This is a genomic window from Allobosea sp. GW823-FHT02B03 (genome assembly GCF_058797755.1).
Map to the genome: position 1 here is coordinate 406,431 of NZ_JBXAJY010000001.1, position 16,833 is coordinate 423,263.

The following is a 16,833-nucleotide window of genomic DNA, read 5'->3' on the forward strand; positions in this document are numbered from 1 at the left end:
GATATCCTGGCCGGCTCAGCAGGCGTAGCTGACGCGGCGACCCCATTCGTCTCGTCCGACGCAGACCCGGTCGCGCGTGGTCGCATTTCCGATGATGGCACCGCCGACGCCGCCGATCGCTGCGCCCGCCGCTGCACCGCCCGCGCGGCCGGTCGCAAGGCCGCCGATGACGGCGCCCGTGCCGGCACCGATCAGGGCGCCTGTCGCCGTGTTTTCCTCACGCGCCGTACAGGCGCCGAGAGAACCGGCGGCCAGGGCGACGATGATGAGTTTTTTCATGGCTTTAGTCCTTGCTTTGCGCCGGAGGCGGGAGGGGCTGCCTCGCCTCCTCGGCTTGGGTCGTCTTTCGCCGGGGCATGGTCCGACACGCTCCGGGCAGCCACCGCAGCGAGACGGCAACGGCCCATCACCTGCGGCATCAACGAACCGTGTCGGCAAAGGTTCCGGATGAGGCCTGCGGGTGGCAGGTCCGGAACTCCAAGCCGGTGCCTGCAGCGGGCGAACCCGTCCGGCCGGCAGGCTCGTCGAATTTGTCTCTCTTGCCGTGGAACAGCGACCAAGTTGCGGCGTTGGTTTGGCAGGCCGGTTCGCGCTGGCCCGTGAATTCGATGGAGGGAAACGATGAGCGCAACGATGACCGCGGCTGCGACTGCTGCCAACCCGCTGATCGCCGGCGCCCGCGTCGCTGGCACCGACGTCTACAATGCCGCAGGCGAGCATCTCGGCTCGATCTATGACGTCATGCTCGACAAGGCCACCGGCAAGGTTGCCTACGCCATCATGTCGTTCGGCGGCTTCCTCGGGCTCGGCGAGAAGTATCATCCCGTCCCGTGGAGCATGCTCGACTACGATGTCGACCGTGGCGGCTATGTCGTGCCGCTGACGCGCGAAAAGCTCGAGGCCGCGCCGATGTACGGCAGCGATGGCGAGCCCGATTGGCACGACAAGGAATACGGCAAGCGCGTGCACGACTACTACGGCACCATGCCCTACTGGATGATGTGACGGCCCCTGCGGCTGTCGCTTCTCCAAGGCGCCCGTCGCGGCGATTGCTATCCCCCCAGCCGGATCGCTGCGACAGCGTGATGCGGGCCGAAAGGCCCGCATCTTTTTTAGGGCAGGTGCTCCGGCTCCGGGCAGGCGCGCAGGGCGGTGTCCGCAGAAGACGCGCTGGCGCCCCACCGGCGAATTCCAGAGTGATAGAGGAGACGGGAATGCAGATCCGCTACGGCTATCGCATCGAGATCGTCTGTGACCGGCCGACCCCGCTGGTGACCATGCTCGACGTCCACCCTTCTCGGCGTCACGACCGGCTGGCGTCGGACGAGATGTGCGCGGCCGGCCTTGCGGACGCTGGCGTTCCGCTGCGTGTCGAGCGGCATTTCGACATGTTCGGCAACATTTGCCGCCGCATGGTTGCGCCGGCAGGCGGCGTTCGGCTCGAGGCGAGCGGCCTGATCTATGATGGCGGTCGGCCCGACGTCGTTGCGCCCACTGCGCGCCAGCTGTCGCCCGCCGAGATTCCCGCCGACTTGATGGTCTTCCTGCTCGGCAGCCGCTACTGCGAGACCGACAAGCTGATGGACACGGCCTGGAACCTGTTCGGCCATCTCGAGCCGGGCTGGGGCAGGGTGCAGGCGGTGGTCGATTTCGTCCATAACCACCTGACTTTCGGCTATGCCTTCGCGCGCAGCACCCGCACCGCCGCCGAGGCCTATGAGGAGCGCATCGGCGTCTGCCGCGACTTCGCGCATCTCGCCGTCGCCTTCTGCCGCTGCCTCAACATTCCCGCGCGCTACTGCAACGGCTATCTCGGCGACATCGGTGTGCCGCCGAACCCGGCGCCCATGGATTTCAACGCCTGGTTCGAGGTCTGGTTGGACGGGCGCTGGTACACGCTCGACGCGCGGCACAACCAACCCCGTATCGGCCGGGTCGTCATCGCGCGCGGCCGCGACGCCACCGACGTGCCGATGCTGAATTCCTTCGGCTCGCATCTCCTGCAGCGTTTTGAAGTGGTCACCGAGGAAGTCGCCGAGGAGATTCCGCTGCGCGCCTCGTCGCCGCGGCCGCGCCTTGTGCCGGACGAAAGGGGTGCCCATATCGCCGCCTAGCCATGCCGGACCTGTCGGAACCATCGGTCGAGCCTGAGGCGAGGGCGCAGCTCCGCTGCTTCCGGGTCATCGCCAATGCGCGTGCCGGTACCGTGCTCGAGGCCGGGGCCGATAATTTCTCGCATCGCCTCGAGGAGGCTTTCGCCGCGGCCGGCTGCAGGGCCGAGATCGAATTGCTGCCGCCGCGCCAGCTTCAGGAGCGCCTGCGCACGGCGATCGAGGACGAGAACATCATTCCCGTGATCGCCGGGGGCGATGGCACCGTCAACGGCGCCTTGCCCGTGCTGCTCGGTTGCACGCGGCCGGTCGGCATCCTGCCGCTCGGCACCGTCAACGTGCTCGGCCGCGATCTCGGCCTGCTCGGAACGATCGAGGAGCGGGTCGCGGCGCTCTGCCGGGGCGAGCCCGTTGCCATGGACCTCGGCAGCATCAACGGCCGCCCGTTCCACTCGATTTCCGGCATGGGCTTCTTCAGCCTGATGGCCCGCGAACGCGAGCATGCCCGCCGGCGCTTTCCCTTCAGCCGCACCATCGCCTTCGCCTTCGCTGCGACGCGCTCGATCCTGTTCACCCGGCCGATCCGCGTCGCCATGGAGATCGGCGGCGAGCAGCGCCAGGTCGAGGCTGACGCCGTGCTGGTCACCGTCAACCAGTTCGACGGCGCCGAGTGGCGTCGCAACCGGCTGGATGGCGGCCAGTTAGAGGTGCACATCCTCGATACCGGCGGCTTGCTCTCGCGCGCCAAGGCGGCGCTTTCCATGCTGACCGGAAGCTGGCGCACCTCGCGCAACCTCGTCTCGCTGACCGCCGAAGCGGTGACGCTGACCCGTCGCGACAAGCGGCGCGGCCATGTCACCTTCGATGGCGAGGTCGAGCGCCGCGCCGGCTCGCTCGAATACCGCTTGCTGCCCGCCGCGCTGCAGGTCATCGCTGCGCGGCCGGCCGAAATCTGAACACGCTTTGGTCATAGGCCGCCGCCACTCCCGCCTGGATAGCTCTCGATGTTTCTCCTGCAGCCGCGTTTTCTCCTGCCGACCGCCGCGGCTTTCGGCTTCCTCGGCCTCGCGATCTTCGTCATCGCCGGCCGTGATTTCGCCTTCGACACCAGATTGGTGATGCTGTTTCGCGACGCGGCCGCCCCGTCGACCCCGCTCGGCCCGGCCTGGTTCCGAGAGATGATGCGCGACGTCACCGCGCTCGGCAGTTTCGTTGCGCTCGGCACGATGACGGTAGTGGCGGCCCTCACTTTGCGGCTCTGCGGCCATTGGCGCCTGGCGCTCGGGCTCATCGTGACCGTGCTGTCGGGGGTGGCGGCCAGCACGCTTCTGAAGATCGCGATCGGGCGCGAACGCCCCGACATCGTCGAGCATGCGGCCCTGACCTTCACCGCGAGCTTTCCCAGCGGGCACGCCTTCCTCTCGGCGGTCGTGCTGCTCGGCATTGCCGGCTTCGTCGGCATCGCTTCACGCCGGGCCGATATCTCGCGGATCTGTCTCTGGGTCGCCTGGCTCCTGATCATCGCGATCGGCGTCAGCCGCATCTATCTCGGTGTGCACTGGCCGAGCGACGTGCTCGGCGGCTGGTGCCTCGGCATCACCTGGTCGAGCGTCGCGGTCGCCTGGCTCGGCCGGCTCGCAGCCAAGGCCGAGGCACGCGAGGCGGGGGCGGGTGGCGCCGAACTCGGCATGTCTCCGGGAACCGCACGCGAATAAGCGCGTTCCAGTCATGGCGCCGCGCGAGAGCGGCGCTTTTTCATGACTGGAGTCCTATTCATGACCATCTCGCGCAATCTGCTCTTCCTCCTCGTCGGCCTGCTCATCGCGGGCCTCGCTGCGACGAGCTATGCGCTCTACCAGGAGAAGAAGCAGCCGGAAGGCGTCGAGATCTCGGTCGGCAAGAACGGGCTCTCGATCAAGGAGAAGTGAGGCTGCTCAGGCGGCGAGCGGCGCAGCCTGCACGACGCGGTTGCGCCCGTCCCGCTTGGCGGCATAGAGGGCGTCGTCGGCCTGCTTCAGCAGACCCTGAAGCGAGGCGGTGGCTGCCGGGCAGCATACCAGGCCGATGCTCATCGTGATGCGGACCACCCTGCCATTGTCGAGCATCAGCTCGATGTTGGCGCAGGCTTCGCGCAGGCGCTCGGCCACGGCCACGGCGTCGTCCGAGTCGATCTCTGGCAGGACGATCGCGAATTCCTCGCCGCCCATCCGCCCGAACAGGTCTTGTGATCTGAGCAGAGTGCCGATCTGCCGGGTCAAGGCGACCAGCGCGGCATCGCCGGCGGCATGACCGTGCTCGTCGTTGATGCGCTTGAACTGGTCGGCATCGAGCATCAGGAGGGCGAGGCTGGTGCCCCGGCGGGCGCTTTCCGCCAGCACGGCTTCGCTGCGCTGCATGAAAGCCCTGCGCGACAGGGTCCCGGTCAGGGAATCTTCGTTGGCGGCGCGGTTTAGCTCCTTCACCAACTCGCTGCGCGCGCTGTTGATGCTGGAAACCATGATCGGCCCAAGCGCCAGCAGGGCGAGGCTGAGACGATGCGCGATCACCGCGGGCAGGAACTCCGCCGCGCTCGGCGGCAGGTTGGTTACCAGAGCTGTGCCTTGCCAGAGGCCGGTGGCGAAGGTCAGCACCGCGGTCGGGAACACGCCGTAGCTCAGCGCGCACCAGAGCAGAGCGGGCATCGGGGCCGAGATAGCGCCCGATCCGCCGATCATGCTCCCCGCCGCGATCGAAATGAGCAGCGCAGCTACCGGCAGCAGGGGGCGGACCGAGCGGCCGAGCGCACTGGCATGCTGGCGCAGAGTCCGTAGCGGCGGCGCCGTCAGTACCATCGGCAGCACCACGAGATTGCTGGCGAGCTCGCTGGTCAGGTAGAGCTCGACGGCGTGCCGGAGGCTCCCGCCGAAGTAAACGATGATGCTGCCGCTGCCGACGATCGTCGCCGCACCTGCGGCGGCGGCGCTGATCAGCAGCAGGAAGAGCAGCGATTGCGGCCGTTCGAGCCTGCGGTCTGTCGGGTCGATGCGCTGGAACAGCACGAAGCCGGCGACGACGCCGGCGAGATTGGCCGCGGTCAGCCAGAATGTCAGCAGGAGCCCGCCGCCCATGGCGAAGTCGGCGGCCAAGTAACCCGCGGCAATGGCGAGCCAGCCCGACGGCGTGGCGAGTTGCGGGGCGCGGACAAGGATGCCGATCAGCAGCGCATTCGCTACCCAGAAAGAGGCGAGGAAGCCGACGGGCCGCGTGAGATGGCCGAACAGCGCGGCCCCGAAGGTCATGGCCGCGAGCAGGACGGCGCGGCGCAGGACGAGGACTGCCGGAGACGGGGTCTGTCCGGTATCGACGGCGCTGGCTTCGCGCGAAAGGGAAGGGCCCCGGCCTGCGGTCATATCGCTTCGAACCGTGCCCGCAAAAGGTTAAGAGCAAGCTGCTGTGTTCCTGCCAAAACGGCTCCCGCATTTCGGCCAGCATGCGCTGGCGGCGCGACTGCCGGGCATTTCGGCAGGTGCTGCGGCATGGCCTTGGCCAGCCAAAGGCGTTAAGACCGGCTCCTCTTCCGATCAGGCGCGAGGTTTCTCGATGAATGCTCCCTTCAAGAATTTGATCGCCGGCGAGTGGGCCGGCTCGCAGAACGCCTCGCGCAACATCAACCCCTCCAACACCAACGACGTCGTCGGCGAGTACGCCCAGGCGACCGTCGAGGATGCCAACAATGCGGTCGCTGCCGCCAAGGCCGCCTTCCCGGCCTGGAGCCGCACCACGCCGCAGGAGCGCTACGAGATCCTGAAGAAGGCCTCCGACGAGATCCTCGCCCGCAAGGACGAACTCGGCCGCCTGCTGTCGCGCGAAGAGGGCAAGACCCTCGCCGAGGGCATCGGCGAGGCCGGCCGTGCCGGCCAGATCTTTGCCTTCTTCGCCGGTGAGTGCCTGCGTCTCGGCGGCGAGAGCATTACCTCGGTCCGTCCGGGCGTCGGCGTCGAAGTGACGCGCGAGCCGGTCGGCATCGTCGGCATGATCACGCCCTGGAACTTCCCGATCGCGATCCCGGCCTGGAAGATCGCGCCGGCGCTGGCCTACGGCAACTGTGTCGTGATCAAGCCGGCGGACCTCGTTCCGGGCTCCGCCTGGGCACTGGTCGACATCATCCAGCGCGCTGGCCTGCCCAAGGGCGTGCTCAACCTCGTGATGGGCCGCGGTTCGGTCGTCGGCCAGGCGCTGCTCGAGCACAAGGACGTGCATGCGATCAGCTTCACCGGCTCGGTCGCGACCGGCCGCAAGGTCGCAGCGGCCTGCATCGCTTCGAACCCGATGAAGAAGGTCCAGCTCGAAATGGGCGGCAAGAACCCGCTCGTCGTGCTCGACGACGCCGACCTCAAGGTCGCGGTCGAAGCCGCCGTCCAGGGCGCCTTCTTTTCCACCGGCCAGCGCTGCACCGCCTCCTCGCGCCTGATTGTCCAGGCCGGCATCCATGACCGCTTCGTCGAGGCCGCGATCGAGCGTCTCAAGGGCCTGTCGATCGACGATGCCCTCAAGGCCGGCACCCATATCGGCCCGGTGGTCGACCAGAGCCAACTCGACCAGGACCTGAAGTACATCCAGATCGCGCGCGACGAGGGCGGCAAGCTCGCCTGGGGCGGCGAATTGCTCAACCGCGAGACGCCCGGCTTCTATCTCCAGCCGGCGCTGTTCACCGAGACCACCAACGCCATGCGCATCTCGCGCGAGGAGGTCTTCGGCCCGGTCGCCAACGTCATCCGCGTCAAGGATTATGACGAGGCGCTCGCGCTCGCCAACGACACCGATTTCGGCCTCTCGGCCGGCATCTGCACCACCTCGCTGAAGCATGCGACGCATTTCAAGCGCAACAGCGAGGCCGGCATGGTGATGGTCAACCTCGCCACGGCGGGCGTCGACTATCACGTGCCGTTCGGCGGCCGGAAGGGCTCGAGCTACGGCCCGCGCGAGCAGGGCGCCTATGCCAAGGAGTTCTACACCACGGTGAAGACCGCCTACACGCTCGCCTGAGCCGGGGCGTCGTCCAGAGGTTCAGGGCCGCGCCGCGAGGCGCGGCCCTTTTCGTATCGGTCTTCGATGGGCGTGAAAGGCCCTGACCCCGCATCCCGGCTGGCGGCGCAGCAACACGCCGTGCGAAAACGGGGGTGTGAGAAAGGCCGCTCGACGCACGCCGAGCGCCTGTTCCCGACCTCAGCGATTGCCGCCGCTGGAGAGCTTCGCCATAACCTCGTCGAGGTTGAAGCTGGCCGGCTTCTGCCTGACGGGGAACTCCTTGAAGCTCTCGAGCCATTGCGCCGCCAGCGCCTGCATCGGGACCTGCACGAAGGCGCGGTCGACGACCCACTTGTCGTAGAGAATGCTCTCGTCCCCGCGTTCGAACGGGTCGGCGCGGAGGTTGAACAGCTTGGGCAGACGGAGCTTGGTGAATTCGCGCTGCCAGACGCCCATGCTCTGGTTTTCCTGGACCAGGAAATGTGCCTTCCAGTCGCCGGCCCGGATCGCCACCAGACCGCCATCGTCGTTCCAGTAGATGAACTCCTTGCGGGGGGATTCCTTCGCCTCGCCCTTGAAGAACGGGATCAGGTTGAACCCGTCCAGATGAACCTTGAAGGTCTTCGCCCCGATCTGGTGACCCTTCCTGCATTTGCCGACGACATCGGGCTCGCCGCCTGCCGCGCAGAATGTCGGGATCAGGTCGTAATGCGAGAAGAAGTCGTTATAGATCGTGTTCGGCTTGATGGTGCCCGGCCAGCGGATCAGCATGGGCACCCGGTAGCCGCCTTCCCAGTTCGTGGCCTTCTCGCCGCGGAACGGCGTCTGTCCCCCATCGGGAAAAGACAGCACCTCGGCGCCGTTGTCGGTGGTGAACAGGACGATGGTGTTGTCGGCGACGCCGAGATCGTCGAGCTTTTTCAGGAGCTGTCCGACATAGCCGTCGAGCTCGACCATGCCATCCGGATAGAGGCCCTTGCCGGTTTTCCCGTCCGAAGCAGGCTTGAGATGGGTCCAGACATGCATCCGGGTCGAGTTGAAGTAGCAGAGCCAGGGCTTTCCGGCACGGTGCTGGCGATCGATGAAGTCGAGCGCGCCGGCGAGGAACTCCTCGTCGACCGTCTCCATACGCTTCTTGGTGAGCGGGCCGGTGTCCTCGATCTTGCCATCGGAGGAGGAGCGGATCACGCCACGTGGGCCGAAGCGTTTGCGGAACTCGGGGCTCTTCGGATAGTCGGGATTCTCCGGTTCTTCCTCGGCATTGAGGTGATAGAGATTGCCGAAGAACTCGTCGAAGCCGTGATTGGTCGGCAGGAACTCGTCCTTGTCGCCGAGATGGTTCTTGCCGAACTGACCGCTGACGTAACCGAGCGGCTTCAATAATTCTGCGACGGTCGGGTCCTCCGGCCTGAGGCCGATATCGGCGCCGGGCAGACCGACCTTCGTCAGCCCCGTGCGGATCGGCGACTGTCCGGTGATGAAGGCGGCACGGCCTGCCGTGCAGCTCTGCTCTCCATACCAGTCGGTGAAGGTCGCGCCCTCGTCGCCGATCCGGTCGATGTTGGGGGTGCGATACCCCATGATCCCGAGATTGTACTTGCTGACGTTGAACCAGCCGATGTCGTCAGCCATGATCATCAGGATGTTGGGTTTGCGAGCACCTGTGCCCGTCGTACCCGGCTGCGGCGCCTGGGCCAGTACCGTCGGTCCGGTTGCAAGGCCCGAAACCGCTAGGGCAGTGCCTCCCAACAGGAGATTTCTGCGCGGAAGACCGTCTTGGCTTGCCATATGTTCCTCCCGGTTCAGTCAGAAAACGGGCGGTGCCAGGGGACTTGGAGATGGAAAGCAAGTGTCGAGCGCACCGCTGCCTCCCAGCTTACTCTCCGAACGTCATTGATGCGAGGTGCGAGCCGCATTGAACTTGCTGCCGCGGCAGCACGCGGTGCAGGGCCGGCCCGCTGCCAGCGATGATAGAAGCTGCCCGCCGCCGCGGGCTGTTTCAATCGAACAGCGCCTGCTCCAGATCGGCGACGCTCGGCAGCAGGAGATCGCTGAGCGGGCGCAGCGTCTCGGCGCTGCCGGCCCCGGTCAGCACGGCGATGCGCAGGCCGGCGCCGGCCGCCGCCGCCATATGCATGTCATGGGCGGAATCGCCGATCACGGCGACCGCATCCACCGGCAGTCCGGTCGCGCGGCAGAAGCCCGCGACCATCCCGGGCTCCGGCTTGGCGCCATGGCCGGAATCGTAGCCGCACAGGAAATCGAGCTGGCCGGCGATGCCGAAGCGCTCGGCGGTGGCGGTGACGGCCGCCTCGCTGTCGCTGGACGCGATGCCGAGCGCGAGACCGCGGCCCGACAGGCCGGCGAAGAGGGCGCCGAGATCACAGACCGGCACGACATTGCCGACGCCGGCCTGGAACAGCGCGTCGAGCCGCAAGGTCAGCTCGGCGATGGGGAAGGGACTGCCAGCCACGTGCCAGGCCTGCGCGACCTCGCGCGTATTGCCGGCCGCTAGCAGCCCGTCCGAGGTCGAGAAGCCGGTCGCAGGATCGACGCCAGCCAGGATGAGGAGATGCTCTTCCAGCGCCGCGTCGCCCTGAGCCGCAAGCCGGCCAGCACGCAGATTGATCGGCGCCCAGCTTGCCTGGTAGTCGAGCAGCGTGCCGTCCTTGTCGAACAGGATGCCGCGTATCGTCGGAAGCGCGCTCATGACACCGGGATCACGTCGACCTTGACGTCGAGCTTCTGGCTGCCGGGCCCGACCAGCACGCCGTCGAGCGGCGAGACGTCGGCATAGTCGCGGCCGGTGGCGGTGATGATGTGGTCGTCGCCGACGATCAGGTCATTGGTCGGGTCGAGGCCGATCCAGCCGGTCTCCGGCCCGCACCAGACCATCACCCAGGCATGGGTCGCGTCGGCGCCTTCGAGGCGGGGCTGGCCGGGCGGCGGGATGGTGCGCAGATAGCCGCTGACATAGGCGGCGGGCAGGCCGAGGCCCCTGAGTCCGGCAATCATGATGTGGGCGAAGTCCTGGCAGACGCCGTGGCGCTGCGCAAAGGCTTCGCGGATCGGCGTCGAGACCTCCGTCGCCTCGGGGTCGTAGGTGAAGTCCCGGCGGACCCGGCCCATCAGCTCGCGGGCCGCCTCGAACACCGGGCGCCGGGCCTGGAAGCTCTCCTGCGCATAGGCGGTGATCTCGTCGACGGTCGGCACCAGCCGGCTGGGATAGATGTATTGCGCCGGTGAATCCGGGGCGAGACTCTGGGCGCCCTGGGCCAGGGCCGTCACCTCCTCCCAATTGCGCGTCAGCGCCGGAAAAGGGGCAGCAGCGCGGTTCACCTCGACCCGCGATCTGGTCTCGATCCGCAGTTCGCGGTGCGGCTTCGCGATGGTCAGCGTGGTCGTGCGGTTGCCGAAGAAGCAGATCCCGTCATGCCGCTCGACGGAGCGTGGCGTCACGCTGAGCTCGCTTGCGACGACGTGCTGGCCGTCGCCCTCGCGCGGCAGCACGCGCAGGATGCAGCGGGCGAACGGAACCGGCCGCGCATAGGCGTAGCTGGTGAGATGTCGTATTTCGTAGATCACTCGGCTGCCGTCATGCGAGCTGCGTCATCCGCGACCCTTCCGGATGCGCGTTCTGCAGGAAGTAGCGGTCGGCGACGGCGTTCGACAGCCCCATCAACAACTGTTCGAACAGCAGGATGCTGGCGCGGTCGAGCCGGCTCGCCTCTGCCGTGCGGCATTCTGCTGCCAGCCTGAGCGCCAGCCGGCGCGGCTCTTCCAGCATGCCGTCGTCGCTGAGTGTCGGCAATGCCGCGATCTCCTGGTCCAGTCGCTCCACCTGGAAGGCGACCGAGCGCGGATTGTAGGGATCGAGCATGACGAGATCGAGAACCGGCTGCAGCGCCGCGCCGAGCTGATAGCGCGAGCGATAGGTGATCTGCGAATCCGTCAGGTCGAGCAGGGCGTCGAGGCAGTTTCCGGGCGTGCCGCTCTCGGCAAAATGCCGGGCATAGCGACAGGTGGTGACCCCGCGTTCGAGCCGCCGGCCGATGTCGAGGAAGCGCCAGCCGGCGCCGCGCACCATGTTCTCCTGGGACAGGCCGGAAAAGGCGGCGAGCGATTTCAGGGCGCTGTCGGCGACCTCGAAGGCCTCGCCCTCGCTCACCGGCTTGCGCGGCGCGGTGAGCTGGCGCTGCAGGTCGCCGAAGAGGCGCCAGGCATCGACCGAGAGCCGCTCGCGGATCACCGAGGCGGTCCGGCGCGCTTCGCGTATGGACGCCGCGGCGGAGCCGTACTCGTCCAGCCCGAAAAGGGCGCTGGTCGCCTGGCTGGCGATGGCCTTTCCGCGGCCGGCGGGAGCGGCGCCCCAGGCCACCAGCAGGTTGGCGAGGCGCTTGATCGTCTCGGCATGGCCCGGGGCCTGGTCGTCGGCGTTGATCAGCCGGCCGAGCACGGCACGCACCAATCTCAGCGTCGCCTCGGTTCGCTCCAGATAGCGCCCCAGCCAGAACAGGTTGTCGGCCGCGCGGCTCGGCAGGATGCCGACAATGCGGCGGATCGCGATCTTGTCGGGGCTCGGCAGCAGCGTCACCGGCTCGACCGGCTGGTCCGAGGTCACCCAGACATCGCTGGAGCGCACGCCCGAGCGCATCGTCACGGCGCGCGCATCGGTCTCGTCGGAGATGCGGCAAAAGCCGCCCGGCATCACCTGCCAGCCCTCCGGTGTCGCCGCAGCGAAGACCCGCAGCGTCATCGGGCGCGGTTCCAGCCGTCCGTCGTGCAGGACGGGCATGGTCGAGAGCCGCACCACCTCCTGGCCGACATGGTCGAGCCCGCGCTGTTCGATCGCGGCACGCAGCCGCTCGCGCGCGGCGCGGTCGAGGTCGGCGACCAGAACCGGCTGGTCGTCGAGGCTTCCGCCATTGGCGCGGAAGGCGGGCGCGATGCTCATCTCGTCGAGCCGGTCGAGCACGATCCGGCGCTCGTGCGGCTGGCCGCACCACCAGGTCGCGATGTTCGGCAGGATCAGCTCCTCGCCGAGGATATCGCGTGCCAGAGCCGGCATGAAGCTCATCAGGGCGCGGGATTCGACCACGCCGGAGCCGAGCCCGTTGGCGACGACGACATTGTCCTGGCGGATCGCTTCGACTAGGCCGGGCACGCCGAGCGCCGAGGCGGCATTGAGCTCGAGCGGGTCGGCGAAATCGCCGTCGATACGGCGCCAGATCACGTCGGCGCGCTTGAAGCCGGCGATGGTGCGCACATGCACCAGCCCGTCGCGCATCACGAGATCGCCGCCCTCGACCAGGAGGAAGCCGAGATAGCGGGCGAGATAGGCCTGTTCGAAATAGCTTTCGTTGAGCTGGCCCGGGGTCAGCAGGCAGATGCGTGGCTCGACGCGCCTGGCGCGGGCGACGAGCCCGGTCCGGAAGCTCTGGAAGAAGGCCGCCAGCCGCTCGACATTCATCGTCCGGAACAGGTCCGGGAAGGCGCGGCCGAGCGCCAGCCGGTTCTCAAGCGCGTAGCCCGCCCCAGATGGCGCCTGCGTCTTGTCGCCGAGTATCCACCAGCGCCCGTCCGGCCCGCGCCCGAGATCGGCGGCATAGGTCTGGAGCTGGCCGGCGCCGTTCGTTCCCTGCAGCGGCCGCAGATAGTCGGGGCTGCCGGTGATCGCCGCGGCCGGCAGCGCGCCTTCGCGGACCAGCCGGCCCGGCCCATAGATGTCGCCGAGCACGGCGTTCAGCAATTGCGCGCGCTGGGCGACGCCGGCGGCGATGACCTGCCATTCGGCACCGGTGATCACCAGCGGGGCATGGTTCAGCGGCCAGGCCCGCTCGCCGGCGAGCGGGTCGTTGGCATCGACGTCGCCATGGACACGGTAGGACACGCCGGTGTCGCGGACATGGCGGTCGGCAAGGCCGAAGCGGCGTTGCAATTCGTCGGCGGAGAGACCGGACCATTCGGCGAGGAATGGCTCCCATTGCGGACGCACGGTTCCGTCCGGAGCCATCAGCTCGTCATAGGCGCCGGGCAGCGGACGATAGCCCGTGAGCAGCGCATTGCGCCGCTCACCCCGTGTCCGCGCCGAGTTCAACCTGCCGTGTAGCGCCATGGCGCAAACTAAATCCCGATCGGGCGACGCAAATCGAGGGTCATGGGGAACTCCGGATTGCGCTCTTCGGCGGGAATCGCCAGGGGACCGGGACTATGGCCGATCGCCTCGAAACGGGCGAGTCTTCTCGCCTCGGCCTCGTAGGAATTCACCGGCGGCGTCTCGTAGTTGCGCCCGCCGGGATGGGCGACATGGTAGACGCAGCCCCCGAGCGAACGGCCGGCCCATATGTCGACGATGTCGAAGGTCAGCGGCGCATGCACCGGGATCGTGGGGTGCAGGCCCGAGGCCGGCTGCCACGCCTTGAAGCGCAGCCCGGCGACGGCGACCCCCGAAGCGATCTCGCTCATCGGCAGCGCCCGTCCGTTGCAGGTGATGACGTGCCGGCCGGGCACGAGGCCGCTGGCCTTGACCTGCAGGCGCTCGACTGAAGAGTCGACATAACGCACCGTGCCGCCGATCGCGCCTTCCTCGCCCATGACGTGCCAGGGCTCGAGTGCCTGCCGCAGTTCGAGCTCGACGCCGCCCTGGGCGACTTTGCCGAAGAACGGGAAGCGGAACTCCTGCTGCGCGGCGAACCAAGCTGGATCGAAAGCGTAGCCGGCGCCGGCGAGGTCATCGAGCACCTCGCGGAAATCCTGCGCCACCATCTCGGGCAGCATGAACCGGTCGTGCAGGGCGGTGCCCCAGCGCACCAGCCTGCCGCGCTGCGGCGTGCGCCAGAACCAGGCGACCAGGGCCCGGATCAGCAATTGCTGGGCGAGCGACATGCGCGCATCCGGCGGCATCTCGAAGGAGCGGAACTCGATTAGCCCGAGCCTGCCTGTCGGCCCGTCCGGCGAATAGAGCTTGTCGATGCAGATCTCGGTGCGGTGGGTGTTGCCGGAGACGTCGACGAGCAGGTTGCGATAGAGCCGGTCGACCAGCCAGAGCGGGATCGCCGGCTCGCCTGGCCCCGGCGTTTGCGCCAGCGCGATTTCGAGTTCGTAGAGCTGGTCGTGCCGGGCCTCGTCGATGCGCGGCGCCTGGCTGGTCGGGCCGATGAACAGGCCGGAGAACAGGTAGGACAGGGACGGGTGGCGCTGCCAGTAGAGCACGATGCTCTTGAGCAAGTCCGGTCGGCGCAGGAATGGGCTGTCGGCGGGGGTGATGCCGCCGAGCACGACATGGTTGCCACCGCCGGTGCCGGTATGGCGCCCGTCGACCATGAATTTCTCGGCGCAGAGCCGCGATTGCCTTGCGTCCTCATAGACGCCGCGCGTGATCGCGACCGCCTCCGCCCAGTTTCGCGCCGGATGAACGTTGACCTCGATCACGCCGGGATCGGGCGTCACCTTGATGACGTTGAGGCGCGGATCATGCGGCGGCGCATAACCCTCGATATGGACGGGTTGGCCGCTCTCCTCGGCGGCGGCCTCGATGCTGGCGATCAGGTCGAGATAATCCTCCAGCCGCTCGACCGGTGGCAGGAAGACGCAGAGCACCCCGTCGCGAACCTCAATGCTGAGCGCGGTGCGCACCGCCTCGGCCGTGAGGTCCTGCTCGACCACGTCCTGCCGTGCGGCCGGGTCTGCGCTCGCGACGGGGCGGGATGGCTGGATCGGGCTCGCGGGAGGCGCAGCTGCGACGGCACTGATTCTCCCCGGCGGAGTCGGATCCGCGGCCGAGGAGCCCGGCAGCGGGCCGCGCGGCTCCAGCGGGTCCTGCGGGTGGATGTGCGGATAGTCGCTCTTCGGCAGATGCGGCAGCGAGCCGAGCGGCAGGCGATAGCCGACCGGGGAATCGCCCGGCACCAGGAAGAGCCTGCCGCGCCGCAGCTTCCATTTTTCGGAACGCCAGCGGCGGTCGTTCGCCGCTGCCTGCCAGCGCTGCACCGGGATGACATAGCCGCTCGGCTTGTCGAGCCCGCGCTCGAACACCCGCACCATGCGGGCGCGCTCCTCGGGGTCGGAGAGCTTCGGGTCGAGCGGGTCGACATTGGCGGGTAGCTGCCCCTCCTTCACCAGCCAGTGCCCGGTATCCTCATAGGCTGGCAGGACATGATCGGGGCCGATGCCGAGGCGCTCGGCAAGCCCGGCCGCGAGCGTCTCGACGGCAGCCGGCGTCGGCACGACCTCATGCTCGCGGTCGCTGCCGGTGAGGGCGCCGGGTTCGCGCGCGATCAGCGCCGCATTGCGCCAGATCGGCACGCCATCCTGGCGCCAGTACAAGGCGAAGGCCCAGCGCGGCAGGCTTTCGCCCGGATACCATTTGCCCTGGCCGTAATGCAGCATGCCGCCCGGCGCGAAGCGCTCGCGCAGCCGCCGGATCAGCACATCGGCGCGCTGGCGCTTGGTTGGCCCGACGGCGGCGGTGTTCCATTCCTCGCCCGACTGGTCGTCGATCGAGACGAAGGTCGGCTCGCCCCCCATGGTGAGGCGGACATCCTGCGCCTGGAGATCGGCCTCGACCTGCTGGCCGAGCGCATCGAGCCTCGTCCAGGATTCGTCGGAGAAGGGCAGGGTGATGCGCGGCGCCTCATGGACGCGCGTCACCTCCATCTCGAAGTCGAACTGCGTCTCGGCATAGCTCGCCATGCCGCTGACCGGCGCGGCCGAGCGATAGTGCGGCGTCGCAGCTAGCGGCAGATGGCCCTCGCCGGTGAGCAGTCCCGAGGTCGGGTCCAGCCCGATCCAGCCGGCGCCGGGAATGTAGACCTCCGCCCAGGCGTGCAGGTCGGTGAAGTCCTTGTCGGTGCCGCGCGGCCCTTCCAGCGGGTCGATATCGGCCTTCATCTGGATCAGGTAGCCGGAGACGAAGCGGGCGGCGAGGCCGAGATGGCGCAGGATCTGGACGAGCAGCCAGGAGGTGTCGCGGCAGGAGCCCGCCTTCAGCGCCAGCGTCTGCTCCGGTTCCTGCACGCCGGGCTCCATGCGGATCCCATAGGCGATCAATTTCTGGAGACGTGCGTTGAGGTCGACGATGAAGTTGACGGTGTTGGTCTTCTCCCGCGGGATCGTCGCGAGAAGCCCGCTCAGCAGCGGTCCCGCCGTCTCGGTGACGAGATAGGGCGCGAGTTCGTCGTGCAGCTCTTCGGGATAGGCGAAGGGGAAGTTCTCGGCCTCGGTGGCGACGAAGAAATCGAAGGGGTTGATGATCGAGAGCTCGGTGACGAGGTCAACCTCGATGCGGAACTCGCTGACGGGCTCCGGGAAGACATAGCGCGCGAGCCAGTTGCCGTTCGGATCCTGCTGCCAGTTCACGAAATGCTGCGCCGGCGTGACCTTGAGCGAATAGCTCTGCACCGCCGAGCGGCAATGCGGGGCCGGACGAAGCCGGATGATCTGCGGCCCGAGCGTGACCGGCCGGTCGTAGCGGTAATGCGTGACGTGATGCAGAGCAGCGATGATGGCCAAGGGCGGGCGCCTGCGTTCAGGGTTCGCCGGGCCGGGCGGCCTGACCTGTCCACGATAATCGGGGAGTGGACCGGAGCAAGCCCGTCCTTGCGCAAGAATGCGCCGGAAACCCGCTCCGTATGCGCAAGAAGCAAGCAGTCCTGGCGGGGCATTTTGGACGCATTGCGAGGCGCTGGACATCCGCCCCGCTCTGGCTCCACATTGC

The 16,833-nt window shown here is 67.9% G+C and carries 13 protein-coding genes; 6 read left to right on the forward strand and 7 right to left on the reverse strand.

Translation table 11 applies throughout. The annotated features are described in order from the left end of the window. Nucleotides 1–15: 15 nt before the first annotated feature. Nucleotides 16–279, reverse strand: coding sequence for a YMGG-like glycine zipper-containing protein (locus tag AC1REK_RS01870; RefSeq protein ID WP_316018200.1), 264 nt, complete (start codon nt 277–279; stop codon nt 16–18). A 342-nt stretch (nt 280–621) separates the two neighbouring features. Here AC1REK_RS01870 and AC1REK_RS01875 point away from each other — a divergent pair, with 342 nt between their 5' ends. The 5 genes from AC1REK_RS01875 to AC1REK_RS01895 all read left to right on the forward strand — a co-directional run bounded on the left by AC1REK_RS01875 (nt 622) and on the right by AC1REK_RS01895 (nt 4,039). Beyond that, complete coding sequence (locus AC1REK_RS01875) at nt 622–1,005, forward strand: PRC-barrel domain-containing protein (protein WP_316018201.1); 384 nt, start codon at nt 622–624, stop codon at nt 1,003–1,005. 209 nt (nt 1,006–1,214) lie between these two features. Then, nucleotides 1,215–2,114 (forward strand): transglutaminase-like domain-containing protein, encoded by a 900-nt coding sequence (locus AC1REK_RS01880; RefSeq protein WP_492267382.1) that lies wholly within the window; start codon nt 1,215–1,217, stop codon nt 2,112–2,114. A 2-nt stretch (nt 2,115–2,116) separates the two neighbouring features. Further along, a complete protein-coding gene (locus tag AC1REK_RS01885) occupies nt 2,117–3,067 on the forward strand; it encodes a diacylglycerol/lipid kinase family protein (RefSeq protein WP_492267381.1) in 951 nt (316 codons plus the stop codon). Between the two features lie 48 nt (nt 3,068–3,115). Next, entirely contained in the window at nt 3,116–3,826 is a 711-nt protein-coding gene (locus AC1REK_RS01890; RefSeq protein WP_492267380.1) for a phosphatase PAP2 family protein, read from the forward strand. 60 nt (nt 3,827–3,886) lie between these two features. Next, nucleotides 3,887–4,039: a hypothetical protein gene (locus AC1REK_RS01895; RefSeq protein ID WP_184231601.1), complete on the forward strand. Its 153-nt coding sequence runs from the start codon at nt 3,887–3,889 to the stop codon at nt 4,037–4,039. A 6-nt stretch (nt 4,040–4,045) separates the two neighbouring features. On the opposite strand, the gene AC1REK_RS01900 is transcribed toward AC1REK_RS01895, so the two are convergent. Continuing rightward, nucleotides 4,046–5,500: a GGDEF domain-containing protein gene (locus AC1REK_RS01900; protein WP_492267379.1), complete on the reverse strand. Its 1,455-nt coding sequence runs from the start codon at nt 5,498–5,500 to the stop codon at nt 4,046–4,048. Between the two features lie 190 nt (nt 5,501–5,690). Here AC1REK_RS01900 and AC1REK_RS01905 point away from each other — a divergent pair, with 190 nt between their 5' ends. Beyond that, nucleotides 5,691–7,136 carry an aldehyde dehydrogenase family protein gene (locus tag AC1REK_RS01905; protein WP_492267378.1) on the forward strand — a complete coding sequence of 482 codons (1,446 nt, stop codon included), beginning with the start codon at nt 5,691–5,693 and terminating at the stop codon, nt 7,134–7,136. 180 nt (nt 7,137–7,316) lie between these two features. Here AC1REK_RS01905 and AC1REK_RS01910 read toward each other — a convergent pair whose 3' ends face one another. The 5 genes from AC1REK_RS01910 to AC1REK_RS01930 all read right to left on the reverse strand — a co-directional run bounded on the left by AC1REK_RS01910 (nt 7,317) and on the right by AC1REK_RS01930 (nt 16,628). Beyond that, nucleotides 7,317–8,906 carry an arylsulfatase gene (locus AC1REK_RS01910; RefSeq protein ID WP_492267377.1) on the reverse strand — a complete coding sequence of 530 codons (1,590 nt, stop codon included), beginning with the start codon at nt 8,904–8,906 and terminating at the stop codon, nt 7,317–7,319. 211 nt (nt 8,907–9,117) lie between these two features. Beyond that, on the reverse strand, nt 9,118–9,828 hold the full coding sequence (locus AC1REK_RS01915; protein ID WP_492267376.1) for an HAD family hydrolase: 711 nt from the start codon (nt 9,826–9,828) through the stop codon (nt 9,118–9,120). Further along, the gene (locus AC1REK_RS01920; protein ID WP_316018209.1) at nt 9,825–10,703 is read right to left on the reverse strand and encodes a transglutaminase family protein; all 879 of its coding nucleotides are present in this window, start codon (nt 10,701–10,703) and stop codon (nt 9,825–9,827) included. Before AC1REK_RS01920 ends, AC1REK_RS01915 begins: the two co-directional genes overlap by 4 nt. A gap of 10 nt (nt 10,704–10,713) precedes the next feature. Continuing rightward, the gene (locus tag AC1REK_RS01925; protein WP_492267375.1) at nt 10,714–13,233 is read right to left on the reverse strand and encodes a circularly permuted type 2 ATP-grasp protein; all 2,520 of its coding nucleotides are present in this window, start codon (nt 13,231–13,233) and stop codon (nt 10,714–10,716) included. Between the two features lie 8 nt (nt 13,234–13,241). Continuing rightward, nucleotides 13,242–16,628 carry a transglutaminase family protein gene (locus AC1REK_RS01930; RefSeq protein ID WP_492267374.1) on the reverse strand — a complete coding sequence of 1,129 codons (3,387 nt, stop codon included), beginning with the start codon at nt 16,626–16,628 and terminating at the stop codon, nt 13,242–13,244. Between the last annotated feature and the right edge of the window lie 205 nt (nt 16,629–16,833).